26 protein-coding genes are annotated in these 24,875 nt (G+C 35.3%); 1 reads left to right on the top strand and 25 read right to left on the bottom strand.

Annotated elements, in window-relative coordinates:
• Window positions 1-123: 123 nt before the first annotated feature.
• The 13 genes from LY28_RS04725 to LY28_RS04680 form a co-directional block, all read right to left on the bottom strand.
• Window positions 124-996, bottom strand: a complete 873-nt coding sequence (locus LY28_RS04725) for a radical SAM/SPASM domain-containing protein (protein ID WP_110461026.1) — start codon at window positions 994-996, stop codon at window positions 124-126.
• A 202-nt stretch (window positions 997-1,198) separates the two neighbouring features.
• Entirely contained in the window at window positions 1,199-1,960 is a 762-nt protein-coding gene (locus LY28_RS04720) for a hypothetical protein (protein ID WP_242981152.1), read from the bottom strand.
• Window positions 1,893-2,336, bottom strand: coding sequence for a hypothetical protein (locus LY28_RS04715; protein ID WP_110461025.1), 444 nt, complete (start codon window positions 2,334-2,336; stop codon window positions 1,893-1,895). Before LY28_RS04715 ends, LY28_RS04720 begins: the two co-directional genes overlap by 68 nt.
• A gap of 142 nt (window positions 2,337-2,478) precedes the next feature.
• Window positions 2,479-2,631: a hypothetical protein gene (locus LY28_RS19065; protein ID WP_165835497.1), complete on the bottom strand. Its 153-nt coding sequence runs from the start codon at window positions 2,629-2,631 to the stop codon at window positions 2,479-2,481.
• A 41-nt stretch (window positions 2,632-2,672) separates the two neighbouring features.
• The gene (locus tag LY28_RS19060) at window positions 2,673-2,843 is read right to left on the bottom strand and encodes a hypothetical protein (RefSeq protein ID WP_165835496.1); all 171 of its coding nucleotides are present in this window, start codon (window positions 2,841-2,843) and stop codon (window positions 2,673-2,675) included.
• A 72-nt stretch (window positions 2,844-2,915) separates the two neighbouring features.
• Window positions 2,916-3,074: a hypothetical protein gene (locus tag LY28_RS19055; RefSeq protein WP_165835495.1), complete on the bottom strand. Its 159-nt coding sequence runs from the start codon at window positions 3,072-3,074 to the stop codon at window positions 2,916-2,918.
• A 61-nt stretch (window positions 3,075-3,135) separates the two neighbouring features.
• Window positions 3,136-4,335 carry a hypothetical protein gene (locus tag LY28_RS04710; RefSeq protein WP_242981151.1) on the bottom strand — a complete coding sequence of 400 codons (1,200 nt, stop codon included), beginning with the start codon at window positions 4,333-4,335 and terminating at the stop codon, window positions 3,136-3,138.
• Window positions 4,336-4,362: 27 nt separating this feature from the next.
• The gene (locus LY28_RS04705; RefSeq protein WP_242981150.1) at window positions 4,363-5,412 is read right to left on the bottom strand and encodes a type II secretion system protein F; all 1,050 of its coding nucleotides are present in this window, start codon (window positions 5,410-5,412) and stop codon (window positions 4,363-4,365) included.
• Window positions 5,413-5,415: 3 nt separating this feature from the next.
• Window positions 5,416-6,969, bottom strand: coding sequence for an ATPase, T2SS/T4P/T4SS family (locus LY28_RS04700; protein WP_110461024.1), 1,554 nt, complete (start codon window positions 6,967-6,969; stop codon window positions 5,416-5,418).
• The gene (locus LY28_RS04695) at window positions 6,920-7,807 is read right to left on the bottom strand and encodes a P-loop NTPase family protein (protein ID WP_110461023.1); all 888 of its coding nucleotides are present in this window, start codon (window positions 7,805-7,807) and stop codon (window positions 6,920-6,922) included. The genes LY28_RS04700 and LY28_RS04695 overlap by 50 nt, the downstream gene beginning before the upstream one ends.
• A 60-nt stretch (window positions 7,808-7,867) precedes the next feature.
• Window positions 7,868-8,521, bottom strand: coding sequence for an SAF domain-containing protein (locus tag LY28_RS04690; protein ID WP_110461022.1), 654 nt, complete (start codon window positions 8,519-8,521; stop codon window positions 7,868-7,870).
• A gap of 105 nt (window positions 8,522-8,626) precedes the next feature.
• A complete protein-coding gene (locus LY28_RS04685) occupies window positions 8,627-10,288 on the bottom strand; it encodes a serine/threonine-protein kinase (protein ID WP_110461021.1) in 1,662 nt (553 codons plus the stop codon).
• Window positions 10,289-10,639: 351 nt separating this feature from the next.
• The gene (locus LY28_RS04680) at window positions 10,640-11,530 is read right to left on the bottom strand and encodes a radical SAM protein (RefSeq protein WP_110461020.1); all 891 of its coding nucleotides are present in this window, start codon (window positions 11,528-11,530) and stop codon (window positions 10,640-10,642) included.
• 205 nt (window positions 11,531-11,735) lie between these two features.
• Here LY28_RS04680 and LY28_RS04675 point away from each other — a divergent pair, with 205 nt between their 5' ends.
• Entirely contained in the window at window positions 11,736-12,716 is a 981-nt protein-coding gene (locus LY28_RS04675) for an alpha/beta hydrolase (RefSeq protein ID WP_110461019.1), read from the top strand.
• 11 nt (window positions 12,717-12,727) lie between these two features.
• Here the strand turns inward: LY28_RS04675 and flgN are convergent, their stop codons facing one another.
• The 12 genes from flgN to LY28_RS04615 all read right to left on the bottom strand — a co-directional run bounded on the left by flgN (window position 12,728) and on the right by LY28_RS04615 (window position 24,852).
• The gene (gene flgN, locus LY28_RS04670; RefSeq protein WP_110461018.1) at window positions 12,728-13,210 is read right to left on the bottom strand and encodes a flagellar export chaperone FlgN; all 483 of its coding nucleotides are present in this window, start codon (window positions 13,208-13,210) and stop codon (window positions 12,728-12,730) included.
• A gap of 269 nt (window positions 13,211-13,479) precedes the next feature.
• Window positions 13,480-13,884, bottom strand: a complete 405-nt coding sequence (gene fliS, locus LY28_RS04665; RefSeq protein ID WP_110461017.1) for a flagellar export chaperone FliS — start codon at window positions 13,882-13,884, stop codon at window positions 13,480-13,482.
• Window positions 13,885-13,992: 108 nt separating this feature from the next.
• Window positions 13,993-15,951: a flagellar filament capping protein FliD gene (fliD, locus tag LY28_RS04660; RefSeq protein WP_242981149.1), complete on the bottom strand. Its 1,959-nt coding sequence runs from the start codon at window positions 15,949-15,951 to the stop codon at window positions 13,993-13,995.
• Window positions 15,952-15,956: 5 nt separating this feature from the next.
• A complete protein-coding gene (locus tag LY28_RS04655; RefSeq protein ID WP_110461015.1) occupies window positions 15,957-16,385 on the bottom strand; it encodes a flagellar protein FlaG in 429 nt (142 codons plus the stop codon).
• Between the two features lie 111 nt (window positions 16,386-16,496).
• The gene (gene pseC, locus LY28_RS04650; protein ID WP_110461014.1) at window positions 16,497-17,654 is read right to left on the bottom strand and encodes a UDP-4-amino-4,6-dideoxy-N-acetyl-beta-L-altrosamine transaminase; all 1,158 of its coding nucleotides are present in this window, start codon (window positions 17,652-17,654) and stop codon (window positions 16,497-16,499) included.
• 103 nt (window positions 17,655-17,757) lie between these two features.
• Window positions 17,758-18,978, bottom strand: a complete 1,221-nt coding sequence (locus LY28_RS04645; RefSeq protein ID WP_165835494.1) for a PseG/SpsG family protein — start codon at window positions 18,976-18,978, stop codon at window positions 17,758-17,760.
• Window positions 18,971-19,882, bottom strand: coding sequence for a methionyl-tRNA formyltransferase (locus LY28_RS04640; protein ID WP_110461012.1), 912 nt, complete (start codon window positions 19,880-19,882; stop codon window positions 18,971-18,973). The genes LY28_RS04645 and LY28_RS04640 overlap by 8 nt, the downstream gene beginning before the upstream one ends.
• A 2-nt stretch (window positions 19,883-19,884) precedes the next feature.
• Window positions 19,885-20,940 carry a pseudaminic acid synthase gene (pseI, locus tag LY28_RS04635; RefSeq protein ID WP_110461011.1) on the bottom strand — a complete coding sequence of 352 codons (1,056 nt, stop codon included), beginning with the start codon at window positions 20,938-20,940 and terminating at the stop codon, window positions 19,885-19,887.
• A 37-nt stretch (window positions 20,941-20,977) separates the two neighbouring features.
• Complete coding sequence (gene pseF, locus LY28_RS04630; protein WP_110461010.1) at window positions 20,978-21,667, bottom strand: pseudaminic acid cytidylyltransferase; 690 nt, start codon at window positions 21,665-21,667, stop codon at window positions 20,978-20,980.
• 44 nt (window positions 21,668-21,711) lie between these two features.
• Window positions 21,712-22,719, bottom strand: coding sequence for a UDP-N-acetylglucosamine 4,6-dehydratase (inverting) (gene pseB, locus LY28_RS04625; protein ID WP_110461009.1), 1,008 nt, complete (start codon window positions 22,717-22,719; stop codon window positions 21,712-21,714).
• Between the two features lie 60 nt (window positions 22,720-22,779).
• Entirely contained in the window at window positions 22,780-23,049 is a 270-nt protein-coding gene (locus LY28_RS04620; protein ID WP_110461008.1) for a hypothetical protein, read from the bottom strand.
• Entirely contained in the window at window positions 23,050-24,852 is a 1,803-nt protein-coding gene (locus LY28_RS04615; protein ID WP_165835493.1) for a motility associated factor glycosyltransferase family protein, read from the bottom strand. It abuts the gene before it with no gap.
• Window positions 24,853-24,875 lie beyond the last annotated feature (23 nt).

The raw sequence follows: 24,875 nt of genomic DNA, 5'->3' as shown, positions 1-24,875 counted from the left end.
ACCCGTTCCCCCTCTTTGATTTATTCAAACCTTGTCAATCTGTCAGTATCGTATTATTATATCATTTATATTGCATAAAAGCTTTAAAATTATAGCAGGATTCATGTGTAGATAATACCGCCCTTACCGTTTATGTCTTTTGGAATAACCGCACCTCTTGCAGAGTTCCTCAACTGCCGTTCTGCCGGTGAAGCCTTCATATATCCTTTTGGCTCTGCCTGAGTTTAATATTTCTTCAAGAGGCTTATCAAAAACATTTCCCAGCGGAATACTCCCTTCACTGTCCATACAGCAGGGTACAACTGTTCCGTCAACAAGTATTCCGAACTGATCTCTCAGTCCGTAGCAAAATACAGCTTCCTTAAATGAATCCAATTCAATATCCGGCCATTCAAACTTTTGCGCAAATTGTAAAAACAGCCTGTCCCGTAGTTTAACACTGTTTCCTTGTTCTATCGCTGAGTGCAGGCAAAAATCAGGCTTAAAACCATATTCCAGCATTTCCAGTATATCTGTGTTCAAAGTATTGCTTGCTTTTATTCCTTCACTTTCTCCGTTCCACAGCCTTAGCTCACAAATTATTCCTCGATTCCATGCTTCTTTTGTGAAATCAATTACATCGATTATATATTCTTCTATTTTTGCTGCTGATTTATTTGCCTCGAAGCTGTGCAATGAAATACTTACCTTCCTCAATGCAGGAGAATTAAGCAATATGGCTTTTTGCTTATTCAGAAGTATTCCGTTTGTCGTTATATTCACCTTAATTCCAGCGTCAAAGCTAATAGCTAAAAAGCTGCCCAATTCCGGATTAAGCAAAGGCTCTCCCATCAGATGAAAATATATATATTCCGTATGCAGTTTAACTTGTGATATTACATGTATAAATTCTTTTTTGTTCATATGCTTTAGCTGCCTTTTTGTAGATGGGCAGAAATCACATTTTAAATTGCAGATATTTGTTATCTCAATATACGCCTTTTTGTACTTTTTCATTATATCTCCTGATATATGCTATTATATAATCCAAGCACAGCTGTATTTTTAATTGCTGCCATACTTATATTTTAGCTTAATACCGTTGTATTGACAAATTGATATAAAGATAAGGCATAACAGAAGAAAATACATATTCACTGCCAGCCTTAAAAGTATAGTGTAATTGAGTTATATTATACAACGGTTTTTGTTATTCTGATTAATATCTGTTGCTGTCTGCTCTGTCAGCTTTCGCTCCTGCAAAGCTTGACAGACATATACTTCTTTTAGAATAAATTCCCTTTATATTAATATCTTTAATAAACGCAAATAAGTATGTTCCCTTCTCTATCATATTTGTTTTCGGATTCCCGTTTATATAAACCCGACTGTTTTCCTCCGAAGCTATCCAATAGCTGCTTATCGCCTGATTAATCTTGTTTTCCAATAGCTCCGGACTTTCAATACTGCCAAGACCAATTTGTTCATCACCGGCTGTTATTGTATAATTCAGCTTTTTATTAAAAGCATATGTAGTACATAATAACAAATCAGAATCTATTTTATATTCAGTTAAATTGCAATTTTGATAGAATGTTGAGAGAAATATTTTCCGAGCCTTGGCCATGTTAATTTTTATTCCATCCATCCTTTTGTTTCCCGTATTTTCGTAAAACCCTTCTGCCAATCCTGCACTGCTTTCATTCAAATCAACCTCTTGTACTGCCGCATTTACAGCATAGTCCATTGCCTTTGAAACTAAATTCCTCTTGTATGTAAATAATGAGTAATCTGCAATATTAATTAAAATTATAAAAGCTAAAAAAGTTGCACCCAGCCCGATAAAAATTACACCAAAACCTCCGCCTGTCTTAGAATCTAAGACAGGCCCTCTATTTCTTGAAGTATCTCTTTTAATTCTTCTGTTGATTTTTTTCAACTCTGCAAACAGCCTTGGCCTTGTAAAAAAGCTTATTGCCATAGTCTGAGCCAGCCTCAATTTTCGAAAACCTACTTTCAGCCTCAGATTGAACATATATTCTGAAAACCTCACCTCTTTCAAGTACACTGCCCAAGCTATATGAACAAAGCTCTGACCAAGTCCCGTCCTGCTCCATACATCCACATTCCAATACTAAGTCAGTATCTTTAAATTTACCGAGCTTTCGCAGCTTGTACAGTAACTCTTCCTTATCAGTATCTGTCATTACTCCTGTAATCATAACCTTATGAGCAGTACTATCCACTGCATTTTTTATGTATCGCTGCTTTGTATCAAACTCATAAAAGCTAATTGCTTTTAGATATAATATTGCCATAAGAGGAATAATTAATAAAAAAGCATATATTTTGCTCATTTTTGCTTATATACTCCTTTAACTTTAATTTAAATGCCAGTATAAAATCGGTATCCTTTTTATAGCTGTATCTTGTTTTTAGGTAAAGCCTGCTAAATTAAACTGCGTAAAACATTCAGCTAAAAACACATATTTTGCCTGTTTAGTTCAGGGTAATATTGTCATTAAGCTGTTTAACGGTATTATATACTTCTCCTCCCGTATCAGATATAAGCTCTGTGACAGGCAGCACTGTTCCGATTACAAGTGCAACGCACAGTGCAAACAGAATTATCGATATAATTATATTTTTCACCTTTGTTTACACGCTCTCCCTCCATCAAAGAATTTTCATTATCACTCCCTTGCTGCGCCGGTCAAGGAATTGATTTTTGTATCTATGGTATCCATCTGTGCTTCTGCTTTAACTCCATTTTCTCTTCCATGTTCTGCAAGAGGTATTATTACTGCAATCATCAGTGCCATTGCTATAGCAAACATGGCTATGGAAATTATAATTTTTTTCATATTGACATCCTCCTTATTGCTTAAATATGTTAATTCTATATTTGCTTTGATTTCTTTAATAGCAAATCCTATCTACCTGAGAATCTGACTTATCCTTGAAATTACAGTCCCTCCTCTGAAAACAGCTGTATATCCGGCATTTCCGGCATGCTCAAATATTGGTACTATTACGCCGATTATAAGAATCAGAGCTATAGCCAACATAATAACTGTGATAATTATCTGCTTCATTTTCTCCTCCCTCTGAATCATTCCTCAACTATAAACGCATCGCTGAATTTAATTGTTCCTTTTATATGAACTCAAAGGCTCTGTAAACTATATCCAGCATTGGATCAAGCATTAATCTGGCAAGCTCGTACACGAGCGGGACTATGCTCAGGAATGCTGTCAAATCGATTATATCAATGCTCTCCTCTGCTGTTAGCAGCATCTGTTCATCTCTTTCCATCACTTCTCTATCTAATATCTGTATTGCCACTTCCTTATCTGATAGGCTGTATATTTCCAGAATACCCGCCATCCTTGACAAGCTTTTAATATTTCTGTCCTTTAAGTACGCAAATGCACTTTTTTTATCGTATTGGAAGATAGCCGCAAACATATGGAGATACTTTGAATATATTTTAGAGGATTTTTCCAATTGATTTATTATGTCTATTGTTTTGACTCCATCTACCCTTGCCAATAGTTCAAATATGTACTCAAGCTTTATTATTTCTTTCTTGTAAATACATCTTCTCAGTAGCCACCTGACAGTCAGAAGCAGCTCCGGTAAAAACAATGCCGGGACAGCAATTAAAACATAAAAATAATAATTAAGACAGCACATATTTTGCACTTCCGTCCAAACCTTCAAAAACCATTCTGTTTTTTCCTTGAGAATTTTCTCGTCAGAAATATTCAAATATTCCGCTATCTTAAATTCAACCAAAGAATACTTTTCAGTATCAATAGACGCTAAAAGCTTTTTTTCACCAACACCAGCTAAAACTATACTGTATAGCTGGTATTTTGACTCATCATATGGTTCACTTTGATACAGAGCTTGTCTTTCATCTGAGTATGCTACAATCAGCTTAGTTTTATTAATTGTATTTGTATAGCCAATTAGCATTGTCAGAAGGATACATAATACAAAGCACAAGATTTTGAAAAAATACAGTTGTTGCAGGTCTATTCCCGAATCACTATTCTCCAGTACTCTTGATTCGAGCTTGTTTAATATAAAATTTTTGTCTCTAGCCAGAATATCCAGTATCTTTTTAATAAATTTCCTATTTGTAATATATTCAAGTATTACAGGTATCAGCTTTTTTGCCTTCACTTTTTGTTTACCTGCCGATGCTTTCATAGGGTTAAAAATCAGTCCGCATGTAATCACAAGCAACCCTGTCATAATTAAGATTGGTGTATAAATTTTCAGCATAAAATGCCCATACTCATATTCAGTATTTAATTTTCCGGTATGGGCCCTCCTCCTTTCCTGCATTATTTCCTCTGAGGGATATCATCCTTGCTACATTTTTCTCAGCACACGTACAGTTACCAGTGCGATTAAGCAAAATAACACTATCCTTGTATATGCCGCAGTTGTGTCGTAATATGCTCCTGAATTAACCCCAAGAAGCATTTTGTTCATCAGTATAATTGCAGGAAGGCTGAATATACTCGCCAGAACAGCAAACACTTCGTACCATATCAGCCTTTTATTTTTCTTATTTTCAAGGTTATTATATCTGGTAATACTTCTGCTAAGCTTATAAAGCTGGGCTATGAGCTCTCCTCCATTTTTTCGGTAATTTAAAACAAGCAGGATAAATATACTAAACCATGAATCATTAACTCTATCCCGTATTTTACATAAGCTCTCATTTAAATCACTGCTGTCTGATACTCTTCTCATTATCCTTCCCGGTATTTTACCGGTATTCGCGCCACACTCCTGTATTGCAGGCTTCACCCTGAAATACACCATAAATGAACTTCGAAAGCTGTCTACAAGCTTTGGAATATTTAATCTAAAACTGTATTTCAGATAATCTGTCACCAACGTGAATATGTAATAGGGTAACATCATACATAAAACCAATGCAATCAGCTTTGTATACCAAAGCTTTAAAAACGTAATTATCACACAGCACAGCAAGGCTCCCATAGCAGGCAATATAAGAGCCAACGCTGCTGACAGTCCCCGCTGCACTGTATTCCCAAGCAGTAAATAATCCATAGCGCTATTAAGCTTGAAGTACAATAGTCTGAAAGGATACCTGCTTGCAATAAACTCTGCGTACTTTAAGTATTTAACACTATTTAAAAGAGTTATTTTTTTTCTGTTTTTGAATAATGATTTTTTATATATAGAAAGATATATACCTGCGAAAATCAGTAAAATTCCTGTCAGAAGCATTGATAAACATATTTTATTGCTGGTAATTACAGACTGCAGCCGAAACAGATATAAATTTATCTGTTCATACATATAATCCGGTGCCGTTTCAACAGGTATATTACTTATATAATCTTCGTTAAATATAGCTTGCCGCCCCCTGTCTCTATTTTTTATCAAGATTCACTTTGCAGAAGCAGCATAGGCAAATAAGGAGGCTTTAGTCTCTCGCTGTCCATTCTTGTTTAAGCAGAATAGCCTATTCAGCTCCTCCACATCTGATGGTGTCATTTCATATTCCATACATGAAATAATCTGGGCCTTTGATATACCATCAGGATTAGCCCAATAACTTCCGCTTTCTTTATCAAAAATAAAAAGATCATTTATTTTAAATGTCATATCACTTTCTTCAGCCAGAACTTCCGAAAGCTTATATACGTATCTTTGTCCTGTTTCTCTGTCGAGCTTTATATGTATTACTAAATCCACAGCATCCGCAACATCGAACTGGGCTTCTCTGAAGTCGGTATAATATCCTGTCTGCATTAAAAGCTGTCTCAGATCATGTACCATTCTTCGCGTATCAGATGAATGAAAAGTAAACAAGCTGCCTCTGGCCTGTCTGAGCATTGCCTTAATCATTTCAAAGGCCTCATATGAGTTTCTGACTTCTCCGTATATAACAATATCCCTGTTTAATCTAAAAAATATCTCAGTAATATCAGAAGGTTTGAAATCCCTTGTGTATTGAAGTTCAACTATGTTTTTCCGGGGATAATTTGTTGAAATATTTAATTCATGAATATTTTCTGCCAAGCCTATACTGATATCAGAATCCAGTTGCTTTATAATAAGTTCATCAGCAGCTGTAGTTTTCCCCGAGCCCTGTTCGCCTATTACAGCTACATTCCTTCTTCCCTTTCCTGCAAGTATTTCTATTATTCCTGATATTCTGTCCTCGACAAACCTGCTTCGATACTTTACCAGCTGGGCCTTTGACGAGAAAAGTCTTATATTAACCACGTAATATCTTGATAATGGCGGCCTCAAAGCAGTGACTCTTGCTCCATTATTCAGGATAGTATTAATCAAAGGTGTTCCTGCATTCATTTCTTCAAGTGCCGTTGATGTCAGCCTGTTCTCAATAATTTTTCTATAGCTGTCTTCATTTTTGAATATAAATTTTGGATTTGGTATATGTCTCTTTATACCTTTATACTGAATCCAAATATAATCCTTTCTTGTACATGCCACCTCATTCAGACATGGGTCAAATATTAATTCATCAAGTATCCCATAGCCGTATACCTCCTGATATATAATCTGTGTCAATTTTTGAAGCTTTATATCAAAATCCTCCTGATAACTTACGGAATACTTACTTAAATAATTTGCTATTTCATTATCAATTGGCTTAGTAAAACATTTGCTGTCATCACCCGTATAAATATTCTCAAAATAATTTATATGATATTCCTTCAATAAAGCGTCAATATTCTCAGAGCTTATAGTATCCGTTCTTTCAATTAAAAGAAAATAAATGCTGTTTTGCATAAACTCTCTTGCCTGAACACCTCCGTCAATAGCCATGAGCTTCTGCTTCTGCCTTGCATCTTCTAAATAACCCGCTTTCGTTTCATTAACTTCTCTGATTTCATTAACACCATTTATTCGTAATTCTTCTTCAATATAATTCATTAACCCTTTCAGGCATAAATCCTGAAGTATCTTCATGTTCCTCTCCTCCATCATCTATCAGCTTTAATTTTTTTAAAGTATTCCTAATGTTTCTTTTATACTTTCCCCGCAGTTCTCTTATTGGTTGTTCCTTAGAAATCAGGCTCATAGTCTCGGCTATATATTCTGATATACGCTTTACCGAATCATTACAGCTTGTATCATGGCAGCTGTATAAATGAAGGCTGTCTCTGTTTTTCATTTCCTGAAGCTTCTCGCAGTAATCTATTTTAAATATCTTTTTTAATGAATATCTTCTCTTAATATCACTGAATCTCGGATAAATATTTCTGTATTTGGATACTATGTATATGGTCTCCCGTCCATCTTGGAGCGGTATGCCACCCTTACAATTCAGCTTTCTCATGCTGTCATTATCCTGGATAAAAAGCTTAATCAGCACATCCGCCTTAAAAAGTATATATCCGGACAGCATATTTTCATTTGATGAAGCAGTATCAAATATTATAAGATCATAGCTATCCTTCAACTTATCAAATAATAAATAATATTGTTGAATATTCCTATGAATAAAAGCTTTCGTTGTCCTGTAGCTTCCTAAAAAGTAAATCCCATCACTTTGGGGAACTATGCTATATAATATATCTGACCTATTGCCGTCAAAAAGCTTAAGATTAACCAGCTCTTCCATTCCAACATCCGAGCAATCAATTCCAAACAGCTTGTATAGAGAACTATAATTCATATTTAAACAGCAAACCAATATTTTCAAATGCTTTCCTGATGATTTTTTAATTTCCTTTGCCAGCAAATATGTCACTATAGATTTTCCGGACTTTTTATCATCCGAGCATACAGCTACCAACTTTCCCATTTTCCCCTCCAAAGGCTGCTGTGCAGCTTTTATTTTATGTTTTCAGCCTTCCTTAATAACTTACGTTATTTTTACCGGTTTTTGCATTTCGTCGCAATATAATTCATAAATTAATTTTCCCTCCATCTCTGCAGAATAAATCCTTTGTCTCTCTTCCTCGTTAAGAATAAGCTCAATATATGCAGTTCTGGTATTCATAGCTGATTTTGAATCAAGAGAGCAGCCGGTTTCATCCAAAATATCCTCCACCCTTACTTTATACAAAATTGTATCAATAACATCACTTGACTCCTTCTTCAGTCTGATATCAACATACGTACCCTTTTTAATCAAATTTGCCAGTCTCTCCTCAATACTCATAGGTAACACGATTATTCTTTCATCATCTTTATACCAGCTATTCCTGAGAACTAAGTCGTTACTCCTTATATAATCATCTTTCTGAATCCCTGATTTTGCTTTCTTACCTATAATCTGCTTTATATTTATTGCTATTGCTGTACTTGAAGCCGACTTTGGTATTTCCTTTATTTTTAAATGCTTTTCCTGTATTACAGTCCCTTGCTTAATGTCTACAGCTGCTGCCGGAACAAAAACATGCTCTTCAATATCTAAGGGATAAGATTTAAAAATATATGTAAGAATTATTGTATTAAGGATCAAAAATATTCCGAAACAAATAAGTGCTGTCTTGATAATCAGCCTTCTGCCCACTTCCTTGCACCTCCAGAATTTTATTTATTATTGCTTAGTATGATTTCATTGGCTAAAAGCCAGCTCACGCTCTCGCAGACAGCTTGGTCTGAGCTCAACATGCTTTTAAATAACCACCTTCGAAAGCAGCTTTTTAAATGTAAAACGAGACTTTTTTCTTCTTGCAGGTAAAATTGTATCTGAAAGGATATTTAGAATTGCTTGCCGGAAACCTTCATCCATTAGCCTTTTAAAGCTCAAAGCTTCTCCGAAATAGCTGTACATCCATTTCAGATAAATCTTTTGTTCATATGGAACCTCAAAAATATTTGCATTAGCAGTCAAGTCTTGAATCTCTGCTGTTGCATCTTCAGTTAGCAATATACTTTGCAAAATATTATGTGAGCTTATTTCTCCCATATAAAACTTATTAATAACAAAGGATGTTTTAAAAATACATTTTGCTGCCAAGCCATCTGTCCTCATGACCTGACTTGCAGCAGATAAATTAAAGGGGTTCATATCCGAAACCAAAAAAATATGATTCAGATACTGTTCCAAATATGTCAGCAATGTCATATCGACATCCAGAACTATGTAAGAAAACCTTTTTTGAAGCTCTCCTAAATACTTATGCAGTGTAAGCATCTCAGAAGGAACTTTCCTTGCCAGACTATTTAGCTTTAGATAATATAAATTTGAATTAATTTTAGATATGTTATTTAAAAGATTTTTTGCCTCACTATCCGATTTACATATTTCACTTACAAATATACCTTTTTCAAGTAATCCCGATTTACTTAAATCAACTATACATACGGATGTAGGCTCTCTTGCCATATACTCAGCTATCGCAGCTGTTATTGTTGATACTCCTGTCCCCCTTGCACCGCTGATTGCAATAACCTTTGCAAAATCAAAAGTGCTCTTTAAACCAATCAAATCATTTTTACTGCAAACGCCGTATTTCAGATTGTACTGGCAGAATTCCTTCTTTAGTATGCCTGCACTTCTGTATCTCAGTACCGGATTGTAGTGTATGCACCTTTTTATTATTTTGTGAAGTTCAGGAGAAATATTCCTTGCATATCTGTCATTTTGAAATACCATGAATTCTGTAAGAGGATCAAATCCTGTTAAAAGTTGAATTATTGTTATTCCAAGGGAATAAATGTCACTTGCCCTGCTTATTCCATTCCCGGTAAATTGCTCCGGAGCTGCATATCCTTTTGTTCCTATAAAGGCTGTTTGAGGTATAGTATTGTCATTGTACTTGTTACTGTTACATGCTTCTTCATATTTATTATTTGTTTCGGAAACCATAGCAGATACTCCAAAATCAATTAATTTTACAAACCCCTCCTTTGTCAAAATTATGTTATGGGGTTTCATATCTCCATATATAATCGCACTTGGCTTTTGTGAATGCAAGTACTCCAGAACATCGCAAAGCTGGATTGCCCAATCAATTACTGTCGGTTCTTCGAATTTTCCTTTTTCATCAAGCTTCTGTTTTAAGCAGGTCCCTTCCAAATAATCCTCAACAATATATATTTTATCGTCATCCTCAAAGACATCACATATTCTTGGCAATGCAGGATGATTTACACGTTTTAGGATTTCCGGCTCAATATACCCGCTAATTGTGGTTTCCCTTCCTTTTACTATTTCCTTAACAGCCCATAAATTACCCAAAGCTATATTTCGTGCAAGAAAAACCTTCCCGCAGCCTCCGCTTCCCAAAGCCTTTATATATTTGTATTTTGAATAAAATGAATTACTCTGCACTGCTAATATCCTCCATATATTTTTATAGAAATGTTGAGTTTATGATAAGAAATTTAATCTCTTGAATTGTTTTATCAAACATCCGATAAGCTAAAAAGAAAACCCGAAGCTGTCTTTAGACGAACTAAGCTATCTAAATAACCAAAAACTGAACATGTATTACACATTAATAAGGAATAAAAGAATTTTTGATTTTGAATTTAATTTAATAATTAGAAAAATAACAAAAAGATATTCCATAAACTTCTAGATACTTTCAATAAAACAAATTATAATCCATTTTATATAATATTGCAACAGTAATTTTTAATATTTACAAATATTTCAGCGTATAAATCTATGTTATTTCTTCTATACACCCTCAAGATTAAAATCCGGAATATATTTGATGTCTGAAGATTGCCTTTCTTGAACATAGCCTTCTTCCATTCCTGATTTATACAAATGATTTACCACACTTTCGTATTCCCGTCTGGTAATGGGTCTGTTAATTTCAGGGTGCTTATCTGCACCATAATAAGGGGTATACTGACTCATAAGTGATACATATACACCTTTAGGAAGATTTTCGCTTATCCAGTCTAAAATCCTTGTGCTTTCCTTGGTGTGCCCCGGAAGAATTAAATGTCTTATAATAAGACCCCGGCTAATTAAGCCATCAGAACTAAGCACCGGGCTTCCAACCTGTCTGAACATCTCCAATATCGCTTTTTTACATATATCAGGGTAATCATATGCACTTGAGTAATTAAAGGCAGTATCTCCCGAAAAATATTTGAAATCCGGAAGATATACATCCACAAGCCCCTCCATTTCTTCTAACGAATCAATGGATTCATATCCATTCGTGTTATACACCACCGGAACATTAAGGATTCCTTTCCGTTTCGCTGAAAGCAAGGCCTGCTTGATCGCACCGGTATAATGTGAAGGATTAACAAGATTTATGTTGTGCGCACCTTTGCCCATCAATTCGGCAAATATCTTCTGAAGCCTTTCTACTGTAATTATTTTCCCATAATTATTCTGACTTATATCAAAATTCTGGCAATAAATACACTTAAGATTACATCCAGAAAAAAACACCGCACCCGAGCCATTTGTTCCGCTGATACAAGGCTCTTCCCACATATGCAAAAAAGCCTTTGCTACCTTTAGCTGCTCCTGCATGCCACAAAAGCCGATATTATCTTCTCTGTCAACCCCACATTGCCTTGGGCACTGCTTACAAATTTTACTCATAAATTTACTCCAGAATATTCTTTTAACAGAATCATAAAATCAGCTTATACTCTTAATTCGACTGAAAAAGACGAAATTAATATATTTAAACATTTTTATACATGCATATTTTGGTAAATGCAGATATTATATTTACTTTAACCGCAAATAAAAATATAATAAGTCTTAAGAACAGAATAGTCAATAGCTATGGAGGAAATTTCTAATGCAGCTTAATACTGTTGCTTACGCTGAACGCAAAAGCATTTTACCAAAAAATATTTTTTTAGCATGTATATATATAATTATACTCGTTTTTCTGGCAACAGGTATTCTTTCGTTTATATCTGCCTATAAAATTACTCATCCGAGCAAGGTAGAGACACCTCAGATAACCTCTAATATTGCTCCAAATTATAAAAACATCAGTTTCTATACCGGTGGTGAGGCTGAGGATAAAATTAATGGGTGGTTTTTCCCTTCAGGAACATCTAAAACCTCAGTTTTATTAGTTCACGGATATGGTAAAAACAGATTGCAATTTAATGAAGAAACCTTCAAATTAATCTCGCAGTTCACCAATAAAGATATAAATGTTCTGACTATTGATTTAAGAGGCTCCGGTAACTCTTCCGGCTCAATAAACACATTTGGGAAAAACGAAACTGCGGATATTTTAAGTTCAATCAAATATTTAAAACAAATCGGGACTGACAGAATAATTCTAATGGGATTTTCGACAGGCGCCTCCTCATGCCTTTCTGCTGTATCTGAAACACCTTACAGGGACAGCATTATAGGAGTGATTGGTGACAGCCCCTATTCCACTGTCGATAACTATACAGACTACTTGATTAACTCAAGCAGCTTACTGTCTGAATGGCCTTTTAAGTATACAATTAAATTTTGTGTCAATAAGCTTTCAAAGGTTACAAGTGACCTTGATATAATTCCTAAAATACCTGCTTTAATACCAACACCGGTATTTTTAATTGATGGGGCTCAGGAAGATATCCCTGCTTCAGATAATACTAAGCTGCTATACGAAATGTATTATAGAAAAAGTCCTGTGCCTGCCTATTATTGGAATTCAGGGGCACAAGAATATTGTAACAGCTTTTTAGAGTATCCGGAGCAATACATGGATAAGGTTATGGATTTTATTAATAAATGTATTAAGAAGGCTGACATGGCTGATAAAAATTAAAAGCAGAAATTTTATTTCTTTTTATCAAAAAAGTAAGAGGGTTTTTCAAGCTTAGAAGCCACGTTATATCCATTATTTACTATTTTATGCTGTTTAACACGTCTTATCTCACTTGCCAATCTGTCAAGTATTGTCTGGACTTCATTTTTATTATCTATCTCAAGCTTTTGAATCTGCTTAGTCGTATTTGATATGTCAGTAATAACTTGCTTTAGCTCTGCTGCTCCTTGCAACTGAACCATGCTTATTTCTTCGATGCTCTTTACTCCTAATATCGATTTCATTCGGGCATAATATACCTCAAACGACCCATCCAATTCACTTATCAGGTCTATTTGCTGCTGCTTCAGATTAATCAATCTGTCAAGCTTCTCAGCGCTCTCTTCACTAATAATTGCCGATTGCATTTTTGTTAAATTCAATATTTCTTTTAGAATATTTAACTTTTTTTCAGATATCTCAATTAGACGGTATATATACTGTTCCGGTGTCATTTTATCCTTCCTTTCCTAATTCCGCAATGCAACCCCTTGTCTTATGGTTAAGACTTTGAATACGTCAATTTTTATCGGCTGAAAAACGATAGAATACAGCCCAGATATTTCATCATGCAAAGGCTTTTCAACCTATCTGACTTTGGTAATTGATCCTACGTAAAAGACACCTCACAAGCTCCAGTGGGTCTGTGAGGTGCTTATATACATTAAGTCCCGGTTTTTCCAGCTAACCATTTCTGTATCAGCTATATCTTTGCAGTACTTATTTATTTCGCCATTTTCTCTGTAGCCTGAACGGAATTCTTCGCTATTTTCATTGCTTGAGCCCAAGTATCCCTCAGTTCCTTAGAATAACCGAGGATTTCAGCTATTATGTCAACATTCTTTTTAATATTTGCTTCAACCAGCTGCCTGTGCATATAGTCATATAGACTATTTAGTCCTTCTGATACCTCATAGTTCATATCTAATGTAGCCTTAAACTCACTTATAATTGCCTGTGCTCTTATAATACTATTACTGGCCTTTTCTATATTGCCTGTTTCAATGGCATTCTGAGCCTGCAAAAGGAACTTAACCAAGCCATTATAAAGCATTAATGTTAATTCCTCCGGCGTAGATGTCTTAATTGAACTCTCTTTATATTGGTTGAAACCATTACTTGTTACCATTAGCGTCCTCCTAAGTATCTAATAATTAATCAATAGTTATGTCCTTGCATATCAATTATGCATAACTATGTTCGTCTCCTGCCTTCAAGCTCTTTACACCTATTATAATCAAGTTCCTGTGCCAAGTAAAGAAGCTAAATTACTCTGCTGTTCATTGAGCTTGCTGAGAGCGGACTCCATAGCAGTGAACTTGGCATATAAGGCATCCTCCTTGGAATCCAGCCTTTCATTCATTTCATCAATGGCTTCCTCAAAGCCTAACATCTCTTTGAAAAGTAAATTTGTATACTCAGAACGGTCTCCTGTAATACCGGCCTTTTCCAGCAATGTGCCTTTGCGTCCGTCTTTATCTGTGCTGGTTCTTATTGCATCTTGTATTATATCAGAAAATCTCTGAGCTATACCCGATTCCTTATATCTTTGATCTTTGCCGGAAGGACTGTCTAACAAAGAATAATAAGTTATATCAGATGATTTTGTAAACAATCTTTTTATCTGCTCAGATTTATTTGCAAGTGCATCCTTAAGCTTGTCTTCATTTATTTCCAGCTTTCCGTTTTTTGTATAGTCAGAAGATGTTGTTATTCCTATTGACGAAAGTGAGATGCCGGCTCCCTCAACCGTATCGTATAGCGTGTTTCTCAGGTCTGACAGAATACCGGACAGAATACTGTCATTTTTAAGCAGCCCTGACTTTGCCTTTTCTTCCCACTTTTCTATCTGCTCGTCTGTCATTTCAGCCTTTTGGTCGTCTGTCAACGGAGTATAATTACGGTACTTATCCTCATTAAGCTTACTGTTAAACTTTTCAATCAGTTCATTATACTTGTCAACAAAGCCTTTAATATAATCATAAGTCTTTGTGATATCTGCTGTTATTGTAGCCTCAATGGGTTCCTTAACTTCACCTGTAACCGCATCTGTTCCTGCAGTATAATCCTGCTTAATATTATATGTAATTCCGTCATAGGTAAAGGAATTTGTCGATCTGACAATCTTCGTGCCGTCACTTAATGTAACACTGGCATCCGAACCATCATCCGAACCGGAAATACCAAGTGTAGCCATAAGGCTTCCTGTCGTATCTGAAACAGTAACCTTGTCTGTGGCACCGGTACTATTGGATTTAATAGTGAAGCTGTTTTTAGTTATATCATATTTCATAGTTACATTTGCTTTTGTATTTGCATTTACTTCATCCATAATATCCTGAATTGATGTATTTGAAGCATCAAAGCTAAAGTTAACACCATTAATTGCAAATGCAATAGCATTCCCAGAGCCTGTGGTAAGTGCAGTATTAAAAGAATCCGCCATATCTGTCAGATTTGAGTCCAAATCAATCTTGTTTGATAAACTTGACGAGTCTAGCCCGAGAACTGACAGGGCAGGACTTTCGGTATTGATACTAAAGGTATCGGTAGGTCTGACAGCAGAAAATTTAATACCGTCAGATGTTGAATTTAGCTCAACATTTATTTTGTCTGCACCAAAGGTATCATTAATCTTCTGCTGAAGTACAGTTTTAAGGTCAGAAACAGAAGTAATACTTCCGTCCGTAGGAAGACTAATAAAATTGGCATTACCATTAACAGTAATAAAAATACTGTTATCTGCACCGGACATACCTGCGAGATCTGTAAGGTTTATAGCTGCGCCCTCAATATCCTTACTTGCATTGCTGCCTGTCAAGACCGCTGAAGTAGCCATCTTAAGCTCAGTAATAGAATATTTTCCTGCTTGTGCACCTGATACTCCTGTCAGCGTAACATAATTTGATGAATCTGTATTCTTATATGAAGTAGCAAAGCTTGCAAATGAATTCTCAGATTTTAAATTTAACGCTGAAGTAGAATCAAAATAAGTATTGTAAAAGCTCTGGAGAGCAGATGTTACCTCTCTGTATGCATCTATTTTCCAATCATCAATCTGGACTTTTGCTTGCAGTTTATCAACTTTCGCTCTTTCAGCAGCCATCATCTGCTTTATTACAGCATCAGTGTCCATTCCTGATACTAAACCGGACAATCTCGTAGAACTGCTTGATACACCATTTACACTAGACATAATCATTACCTTCTTTCGTCAACTAATATTCCTGCCATTTCACAAATCTTTGCAACCATATCTAAAATCTTTTCATTTGGTATTTCCTTAATAAGCTCATTTGTATCGGAATCATAAACCTTTACCATTATTTGATTTGTCTCTTCATGAATTGAAAATTCAAATTTTCTATTACCGCCCTGAATTGCTTTATTAGCCTTTTCTATAGCTTCAATGACAACTCTCTCGGATATAGGCATACTTTCCATATCGTACTCGTTCAACTGAGAAATACTTTTACCGTTTGCCAAGGACCAATCTTTGTCAGTCCTCACTGAGGTATTGGTGTTGTTAATATTGCCTGTGCTCGCTCTTTTTATAGCGGATATATTATTTGCATTGTTGCTATTGATATTAACATTAGCACTAATGGAATCATTTTTTTCTATTTTCATCACACACCTCCATCAAACTCTTCTATTTGTTTTATCGGAAAGTTAACGGCAAGTGTTTAGCATTATTTAAATCGGAGTGTAATAAAAATCTTAAAGAATACCGCATAAAGGTTAATTTTTGTTTTTATTTATTATAGCCCTTGTATTTTCTATAACATATTCAATTTCACCCTGCTCCAGCTTGGCAAACAACGGTAATGTTAAAATTCTTTCATAAAGTGCTTCTGCATTTGGACAAATACCTTTTTTGTATCCCAGCATTTTATAATATGGGTGATAATAAACCGGTATATAATGCACATTCGCCCTGATGCCTTGTTCTTGCAATTCCATAAAAAATTCTTTTCTTCCAATACGTATTTTTTCTGTATTCAGCTGTACCGCATAAATATGCCAGGCTGAATTACCCTCGGCATTCTGGTAAGGTAGTATCAGTCCTTCTTCATTCTTAAACGCTTCATTGTACTGCCTTGCAAGCCCTCTTCTCAGTCTCACAAATTTATCAAGCTTCTTCAGCTGACTTATTCCTAATGCCGCCTGAATATCTGTCAGCCTGTAATTATATCCCAAGAACTGCTGTTCATAAAACCAAGGACCCTCTTGTACATTAACAAGCTTATTCTCATCTCTTGTAATTCCATGTGACCTGAAAAGAATTAATTTTTCATATAATTTTCTGCTGTTTGTCGTTACTGCTCCACCCTCTCCGGTAGTAATTGTTTTAACCGGATGAAAGCTAAAAGTCGTCATATCTGCAATACTGCCGATATTTCTTCCCTTATAGGTTGCTCCGATAGAATGAGCCGCATCCTCTATAACAATTAAGTTATATTTCTTTGCAATTTCCATTATCCTGTCCAAATCGCAGGGCTGACCTGTAAAATCTACAGGTATAATAGCTTTAGTCCTTGACGTTATTTTGTCTGCTATGTCAGAAGGATCTATATTATATGTATCGCTGCAAATATCAGCAAAAACCGGAAGTGCTCCAACATACAAAGCACAGTTCGCCGATGCGGCAAAGGTTATCGGAGTAGTTATAACCTCATCGCCTTCACTGATACCTGCTGCAAAGCATGCTCCATGCAGTGCCGAAGTCCCATTTGAAAATGCTACTGCATATTTTGCTCCGGTATACTCCGCAAGCCTTTCTTCAAATTCGGATACCTTCGGGCCTGTAGTCAAATAATCACTCTTTAGGACATCCACCACAGCTTTTATATCCTCATCATCTATCCATTGCCTTCCATATGGAATTAATTTATTCATATCAGCACATCCAATCAGAAAATTATTTAATTAATTGCCAAGCTATCAGCCGTAATAATAATTGACTTATACAAATTTTAACTTTCATGCCAACAAGCTTCTTTTAAGTCTTTAATAAATCAATTAAACTCTCAGCTATTCTCAATGCACCCTTGCCGTCAATAAGACCTTGCATCTTCTTTGAATAACCTTTCCTCAATTTAAAATCCCTAAGCAAATCATATACCATCTGCACCAGATTATTCTTTTCAATTTCGGCATACCATCCAATTGCCTGAATATATCCTTCCCTTGACAGCATGTCCACTATTCCCTTCTGGTTATCTGCCAAAACAAAAGCTATGGCAGGTGTCCCACAGCAGCATAATTCATACAATGTGCTGCCTCCGGAGGATATCGCCAAATCAGAACGCTGCATAACATCTGAAAGATATTTATAATCTATGTACAAAACTACCTTTGAGTTGCTCTTTGCTATTTCTTTAATTTCATCCTTATAAATAAATCCTGAGCTAACGATTACATTGTATCTGATATCTTCAGTTTTATTATCACCAAGCAGTATTTTTAAAAGCTTTCCTGTAAAATTATAGGGATCTGCTCCCCCTGTTGTAATCATTACCTCTGGTATCCAAGTGTCATTTTCATCCCTCTTAAGCGTATTAACTAATGAATCGGTTACAAGACAATGCCTGTTTTGTTCCAATATCTCATTACCGCTTGATTTTTTAAGCGTATTCCGCCAGCCTGATAAGCTTCTGATTTCTCTTTGGGGAATATCCCGGAATTCTCTGCGCAGCAGAGTGTAATTTGTACCCAGTAAAAGCTTCTGAGCAGCGAAACACTTCTTATATTCTAAAAGCTCCGCATTTATATTTCCGTTTATAATTATATCAGCCGCACAGCTAAACAGATTCAAATCATCAATAAAAGCTACTCTTTTATTAAACTCTCTTAATCTGTTAAAATACTCTGATGATAAATTATATTTGTCTACAATTAATAAATCACAGCCTTGCTGTTTAATTATTGTCCCGGTTGCAAGCAGCTCCTCCTCCAACTCTTCTATTCTTCCGTAATTAAAGCCCTCTGCACAGTCCTTGTGTGCACATGAATTTTCAGACTTAGCTTCACTTGAGGATATAGCTATTTCAAATGACTCAAACCCCATTTCCTTTGCCTTGTCTGAGCCCTGCCTGTACCTTCCGAGAAAATATACTCTGCAGCCTAAATTTTTCAGCTGCTCAGCTATTACGAGACACCTCATTATATGCCCTATGCCTACGGCAGATCCGCCATCTGCTCTGATTGCTATATTATACATTTTTAGTTTCTTTGAATTTAAGAATTTGTCCATTTTCTATTATTTGAGTTTTATCGATCATATCATATTCCGTAATTAAAATATTATCATTTTTTGTCTTAACACAGATTCCTGATTTGTTAATGGTAATTATATATCCATTTGGTAATAAACTCTCTTCCTCTTTCTGATTAATAACTTCAGCCCGCCAAATAATCAGCCTTGAGTTATTACAAAAGCTGAATGCCCCTGGATATGGCTTTGAAATTGCTCTTATTAAATTAAATATATCTTTTGTATTATTATTCCAGTTTATTTGTCCATCCTCAGGAGTTCTTTTGCCAAAATAATTGCCCTTGCTTAAATCTTGCTTTATTCTGACAAAGTCTCCTGACTGAATTAAATTGACTGCATTATTTACCACCGTTGGATAGACATCCTTAACTTTTTCAAGAACGCTATCTATATATTCTTCATCACCTATATCTATAGACTTTTGAATTATTATATCTCCTGTATCAATACCCTTTTCTATATAGTGAACTGTTACCCCAACTTGCCTTTCTCCATGAATTACTGCCCAGTTTAAGGGTGCTCTTCCGCGATATTTCGGCAGCAATGCTGCATGTGTATTAATGCAGCCTCTTTGGGGTATATTTATCAATTGTTCTTTTAATATCTGTTGAAAATTAACTACAACTATCAAATCAGGCTTTAAAGCCGTAATTTCATTTATAAAGCTTTCGCTGTTAACATCTACATTTTTATACAACAGTAAACCATTTTTCTCGGCGACCTCATCTACACCTGTATACCAATCATTTTCAATATTTGTAACCACTGCAATAATATCTTTTCTTTTATCTATCAAATACTGCAATGTATCTTTGCCAAGCTTATGTCCTCCCATAAAAACCATTCTCATATTTATTCCTCCATTACCATATCTGGCCTAAGAGGCTCACCTCTTTTTACATTTACTTTTGAACATTTACCGATTATATTCTCATAATATTTGGGCTTCATTCCCCAACCAGGTCTTATTACTCTAATATTTCTTTCGCTAAACCTTTCTCCCTCTTTCATATCCTTTACCACAAATATAGATTTCCTGAATATCTTACTCTCTGCTTCCTCTTGAGAAATATCATAGCTAATCGTTCCTATTGCTCTCTCTGCTTCTCTAATCTCCTTAACCATTATGGCAAACTCTTCCTTATCCATAGAAAATGAAGAATCAGGATTCTCAATATCTCTGCTTATACAAAAATGCTTTTCAATAATTTTAGCTCCTAAAGCCACGGCAGTTATAGCAGCAACAGAGCCCAAGCTATGATCAGAAAGCCCTACAGCCAAACCAAATCTATTTTTCATTTCTGCTATAGTAGCTAAATTCATATTTTCCGGTACAGCCGGATATGCACTTGAGCATTTCAATAAGCAAATATCCCTGCAACCACTTATTTGAGCAGCAGCAACAGCCTCTTCTATTTCTTCCAGTGAAGCCATTCCAGTCGAAATTATCATCGGCTTTGCTTTTGAAGCCACATATTTAATAAGTGGTATGTCAACAATTTCAAAAGAAGCTATTTTATAAAAACCTATCCCCATATTTTCTAGGAAATCAACTGAAGTTTTATCAAAAGGGGTTGATAAAAAGTCAATACCTATTCTATCAGCCTCTTTTTTCAATATAGGCTGCCACTCCCAGGGAGTATATGCCTTTCCATATAGACTATACAGGGTCTCTCCCTCCCATGTGCCATTATCAATCCTAAAGTATTTATTATCGCAGTCAATAGTTATGGTATCCGGGGTATATGTCTGTATTTTTATACAGTCAGCTCCGGCACCCTTAGCTGCATGTACGATTTCTATAGCTCTATTTATATCACCCGCGTGGTTTGCAGACATCTCGGCTATGATATAGCAGGGTTGAGAATCTTCTATTCTTTTATTTCCAACTAATGTACCATTATCCAAAATTTTATTTTCTCCTAATTTAAACTCTCAACTATAATTAAAGGTTTTTTAATATTTTATACTTCATTTCAGCAATATCCCAATCTTCACTTGTATCAATGTCCTGAACCTCTATATCCTGCATTATAAAAGGGATTGTATTTTCAGTTATTAAGCTTCGCTTCTCCAAAAATTTTTCAACTTTCATAATATAAAACTGCCCGCAATCATGATAAAAAGGCTCTAAATCCTGTGACCTTGTATTCATATTTTCAGGCCACTTATAATTAAGCCTGTCCTTCTTAATAATTAAACCCCTTTGCGGAGGGAAAGAAAACCTTACCACCGGCACCAAAGAATCAGCCTTAGTGAAAATAAGCGTTTCAATGGCATCCTTCAATCTTGCAGCCGTAATAAACGGAGCAGTTGGATATATACAGCAAAAATAGTCAAAGCAGCTCCCATTTATTTTATATTGTTGCAATACCTCGTCTATAACATCAGCAGTTACCGCGTTGTCATCCGAGGTTTTTCCGCTTCTGAAAAACGGCACCTTCGCACCATATTTTAAGCTAATTTCAGCAATTTCAGCATCATCCGTAGATACCATAACCTCGTCAAATATACTGCTGTTTAAAGCAGCTTCAATTGAATAACTTATAATAGGTCTCCCGCAAAACTCTTTAATGTTTTTTCTGGGTATCCGCTTGCTTCCGCCTCTGGCAGTAATTATAGCAATATTCTTCATAAGTGCTTGCCCTATTCTATCATAATATAAATTTCAAATAAGAATTAAAACATATCCTTAATACGGTGTCTTAAATCCTCAACGCTAAGCCAGTCTGTATTTGTACCAGAATTATATTCGAATCCGTCAGCTATACGTTCCCCACCTTCTGTAAAATGGCGCTTTGACTTCCACCAATCAAATTGAGGATAAATAATATAATGCTTTTCATATTCATAGGTAGATCTGGAGTCATCCTTTGTAATCATTACCTCATCCAGCTTTTCTCCTTCTCGTATCCCTACTTCATTAATACTTGTCTTTTCCCCGCCCATTGCTTTTGCAAGATCAGATACTTTAAATGATGGTATTTTAGATATATAGGTCTCGCCGCCCTTTGACTCATTGAGTGCTTTTAATACTAATGCCACACCCTCCTGCAAAGTTATCCAGAATCTTGTCATACGTATATCTGTTACAGGAAGCTCAGTTGCTCCCTTATCCAATAAGCTTTTAAAAAATGGAATAACGGACCCTCTGCTGCCGGCAACATTTCCATACCTGACTACAGAAAAAATTGTTCCATTATCTCCCGAATAGGCCCCCGCAGAAATAAAAAGCTTGTCAGACACAAGCTTAGTCCCACCATATAAATTTATAGGGTTTACTGCCTTGTCAGTTGATAATGCAACCACCTTTTTCACATCCTTGTCAAGCGCTGCATCAATAACATTTTGTGCTCCGTGGATATTTGTTTTTATGGCCTCAAAAGGATTATACTCACATGCTGGCACCTGCTTCATTGCAGCAGCATGAACAACATAATCAACTCCCTTAAGGGCTCTGTAAAGCCTATCCTTATCTCGAACATCTCCAATAAAAAACCTGAGCTTGGAAGTTTTGTTCTTGCCATATTTGCTTTCCAAATCCTTTTGCATTACAAATTGCTTATACTCATCTCTGGAATAAATAATTATTTTACCTACATCATATTCTTCCAGAAGTGTTTTTGTAAAGGTTTTGCCAAAGGAGCCTGTTCCTCCCGTTACTAAAATTGTCTTCCCAGTAATCAAATTTTCCACCTCAAATGTTATTTTCTTTATCAAATATAGGTATTTAACACAAAATAAATATTATACTGCACAATTTATATCTTCAAATATTGGTTTCACTGTATAATAAAGAACATCTGCCATTTTTATGTAATCATTTGTCTGCATAACTGCAAATAAATGCTCCAGTAAAGCTTTACTCTGACTAATAACATCCTCATTCTCAGAATAATTTTCTTCAAAAAAATCAGCTAGTTGTTCACATATGTTTACGTAATCATTTTTAATTTCATGTGGCATTTTAAAGTATATGTCTGTACTAAAGGCTTCAATCATTTTTAAAATTTTCATTTAAATAGTCTCCTCTTCCTTTTGACATATTTCCAAGTATCTATCTAAAATCAGTTTATATGCTTTAAAATCTTCACTCACTCTGTCACATACCTTTTTAATTGTATCATAAAAATCGATGCTTTTCCCAAGCATCTTCTTTTCATCCTCTTTGCTTAAATACATTGGGAAAGAGTGAATATCACGATTATAGCTTATTATTATTGATTGAAGAATGAACCTACCGGCACTGTTTTTATCAAGAGCAGCTTGCATTTCGCCTCTTTGTTTTTCCATCAAGTTAACCAGACCGACACCTTTGTGAGTTCTAATTTTATTTAAATATTGGAAAGCCTTTTTGGAGATTCTCCTTAAATATTTGTCGACTTCCTTAATATAATCTAAAGCTTTTTGTGTAGTACCTAACTTATCAATAGCAATATCCTCTTTTATTTTATCATACAAATCACTAAAAGGCGTTAAATCCTCCAGACAATATTTTTCAATAACCTCTGCTAATTTTTGATTTAGAGCTCCTTCTATCATCGCTCCGCCTTCGGTAGCATTAATAAATAAGTTCTGGCTGTTACGTACCATATTCATTTCTATCCAATTCTTTGCATACATAAAGAACTCCAAGGTTTCCAGCATTTCTCCGTTCTGTCCTTTTACATACACAATATTTTCTTTGTCTTTATATCCGATCATATTCTCCTTGCCAAGAGCCTCGGACACTCCAGCGGTATGAGTTCTTCCACCAGTGTATGCCAAATCCAATCCTATAAAGGTTATGGGATTACACCCAAGGTGCTCTGTAAAGGCTATAAGAACATTTGAAACATTACCACCAATGTCTAAGTTATTAAACCCTATATAGCTGCCAAAATCCCTTATAAGAGCATCACCTGCTCTTCCAGTAAATATAATTCTTTCAAACTTATTTAGGGTAAAGTCCTTTACTACATTAGGCCCAACAAAAACAATTTCGTCAGGAATATCCTCCCGATTATAAAACTTAGACGTTAACTCCAGCCTTTCTATAGATGCTACTAAATCAGGCACTATTCCTACATTAAGGAGAGAATTTAACGCTGCATCAACACATAAAATTAAAGCTTTTCCTTTAGCCCTCTTCAGTTGCTGTATATTTTTATCCAATGATGGACCAGCACCAACAATTATTGCAGGCTTATCCTTGTACATGTCTTTAAAATGTATATAATCTATACTTCTAAAAATATGTCTCCAGTTATCCAAGTAATTGTCCATCCCAAGCAATATATCTTCAACTGAATTCCCATAACTTGAAACAAATGTGTGTAACCTTTCAAAAATTATTTTAGTCAGACCTTGCATCTCATTGGGATACATAGATTTCATATATGGCATTGATATTATTTCTGTATTTCTTAGGTTGTATAGCTTAAGCATATCGCCAAGTACTATACTTAACTGTGCAACCAACTCATCCTGAGATCCTATAGTAAGGTTAACCCTTTTCCTGTCAAATAAAAAAGCTAAATCCTTTTCATCACATTCAACAAATAAATTCTCTTCTGTTTCTTTACAAATCTCTATTATTACCATTGTACTGACTATAGTTTTTCTTTTATAAATCTCAGATAACAGCTTGATATTCTTCATTCCGAAGACAATAAAGTTCTTATGATGACTAAAATCAATTCTGCCTAATACCATATCCAGCTCTTTTTCTTTATCAATTTGGCTGTTCAATAAATATTTGGGGGTCTGTTTTTCAGAATTTGTAGATCCTTCTATTTCCCATACCAAATCTTGAACTTTTTTAAGTTTGAAGTATCCCATATACCCCTCCATCTTATCCTGCG

The organism is Ruminiclostridium sufflavum DSM 19573, assembly GCF_003208175.1.
GTDB classification, from domain to species: Bacteria; Bacillota; Clostridia; order Acetivibrionales; family DSM-1351; genus Ruminiclostridium; species Ruminiclostridium sufflavum.
Note: the sequence above shows the minus strand (reverse complement) of the source record. Positions and strands in the feature narration are given on the sequence as shown.

Bases quoted from the DNA above. Each gene is read 5' to 3' on its own strand.
- LY28_RS04725 (WP_110461026.1), bottom strand. From the start codon at position 996: ATGAAAAAGTACAAAAAGGCGTATATTGAGATAACAAATATCTGCAAT.
- LY28_RS04720 (WP_242981152.1), bottom strand. From the start codon at position 1,960: ATGGCAATAAGCTTTTTTACAAGGCCAAGGCTGTTTGCAGAGTTGAAA.
- LY28_RS04715 (WP_110461025.1), bottom strand. From the start codon at position 2,336: ATGAGCAAAATATATGCTTTTTTATTAATTATTCCTCTTATGGCAATA.
- LY28_RS19060 (WP_165835496.1), bottom strand. From the start codon at position 2,843: ATGAAAAAAATTATAATTTCCATAGCCATGTTTGCTATAGCAATGGCA.
- LY28_RS19055 (WP_165835495.1), bottom strand. From the start codon at position 3,074: ATGAAGCAGATAATTATCACAGTTATTATGTTGGCTATAGCTCTGATT.
- LY28_RS04710 (WP_242981151.1), bottom strand. From the start codon at position 4,335: ATGCAGGAAAGGAGGAGGGCCCATACCGGAAAATTAAATACTGAATAT.
- LY28_RS04700 (WP_110461024.1), bottom strand. From the start codon at position 6,969: ATGAAGATACTTCAGGATTTATGCCTGAAAGGGTTAATGAATTATATT.
- LY28_RS04695 (WP_110461023.1), bottom strand. From the start codon at position 7,807: ATGGGAAAGTTGGTAGCTGTATGCTCGGATGATAAAAAGTCCGGAAAA.
- LY28_RS04680 (WP_110461020.1), bottom strand. From the start codon at position 11,530: ATGAGTAAAATTTGTAAGCAGTGCCCAAGGCAATGTGGGGTTGACAGA.
- LY28_RS04675 (WP_110461019.1), top strand. From the start codon at position 11,736: ATGCAGCTTAATACTGTTGCTTACGCTGAACGCAAAAGCATTTTACCA.
- flgN (WP_110461018.1), bottom strand. From the start codon at position 13,210: ATGACACCGGAACAGTATATATACCGTCTAATTGAGATATCTGAAAAA.
- fliS (WP_110461017.1), bottom strand. From the start codon at position 13,884: ATGGTAACAAGTAATGGTTTCAACCAATATAAAGAGAGTTCAATTAAG.
- fliD (WP_242981149.1), bottom strand. From the start codon at position 15,951: ATGTCTAGTGTAAATGGTGTATCAAGCAGTTCTACGAGATTGTCCGGT.
- LY28_RS04655 (WP_110461015.1), bottom strand. From the start codon at position 16,385: ATGAAAATAGAAAAAAATGATTCCATTAGTGCTAATGTTAATATCAAT.
- pseC (WP_110461014.1), bottom strand. From the start codon at position 17,654: ATGAATAAATTAATTCCATATGGAAGGCAATGGATAGATGATGAGGAT.
- LY28_RS04645 (WP_165835494.1), bottom strand. From the start codon at position 18,978: ATGTATAATATAGCAATCAGAGCAGATGGCGGATCTGCCGTAGGCATA.
- LY28_RS04640 (WP_110461012.1), bottom strand. From the start codon at position 19,882: ATGAGAATGGTTTTTATGGGAGGACATAAGCTTGGCAAAGATACATTG.
- pseF (WP_110461010.1), bottom strand. From the start codon at position 21,667: ATGAAGAATATTGCTATAATTACTGCCAGAGGCGGAAGCAAGCGGATA.
- LY28_RS04620 (WP_110461008.1), bottom strand. From the start codon at position 23,049: ATGAAAATTTTAAAAATGATTGAAGCCTTTAGTACAGACATATACTTT.
- LY28_RS04615 (WP_165835493.1), bottom strand. From the start codon at position 24,852: ATGGGATACTTCAAACTTAAAAAAGTTCAAGATTTGGTATGGGAAATA.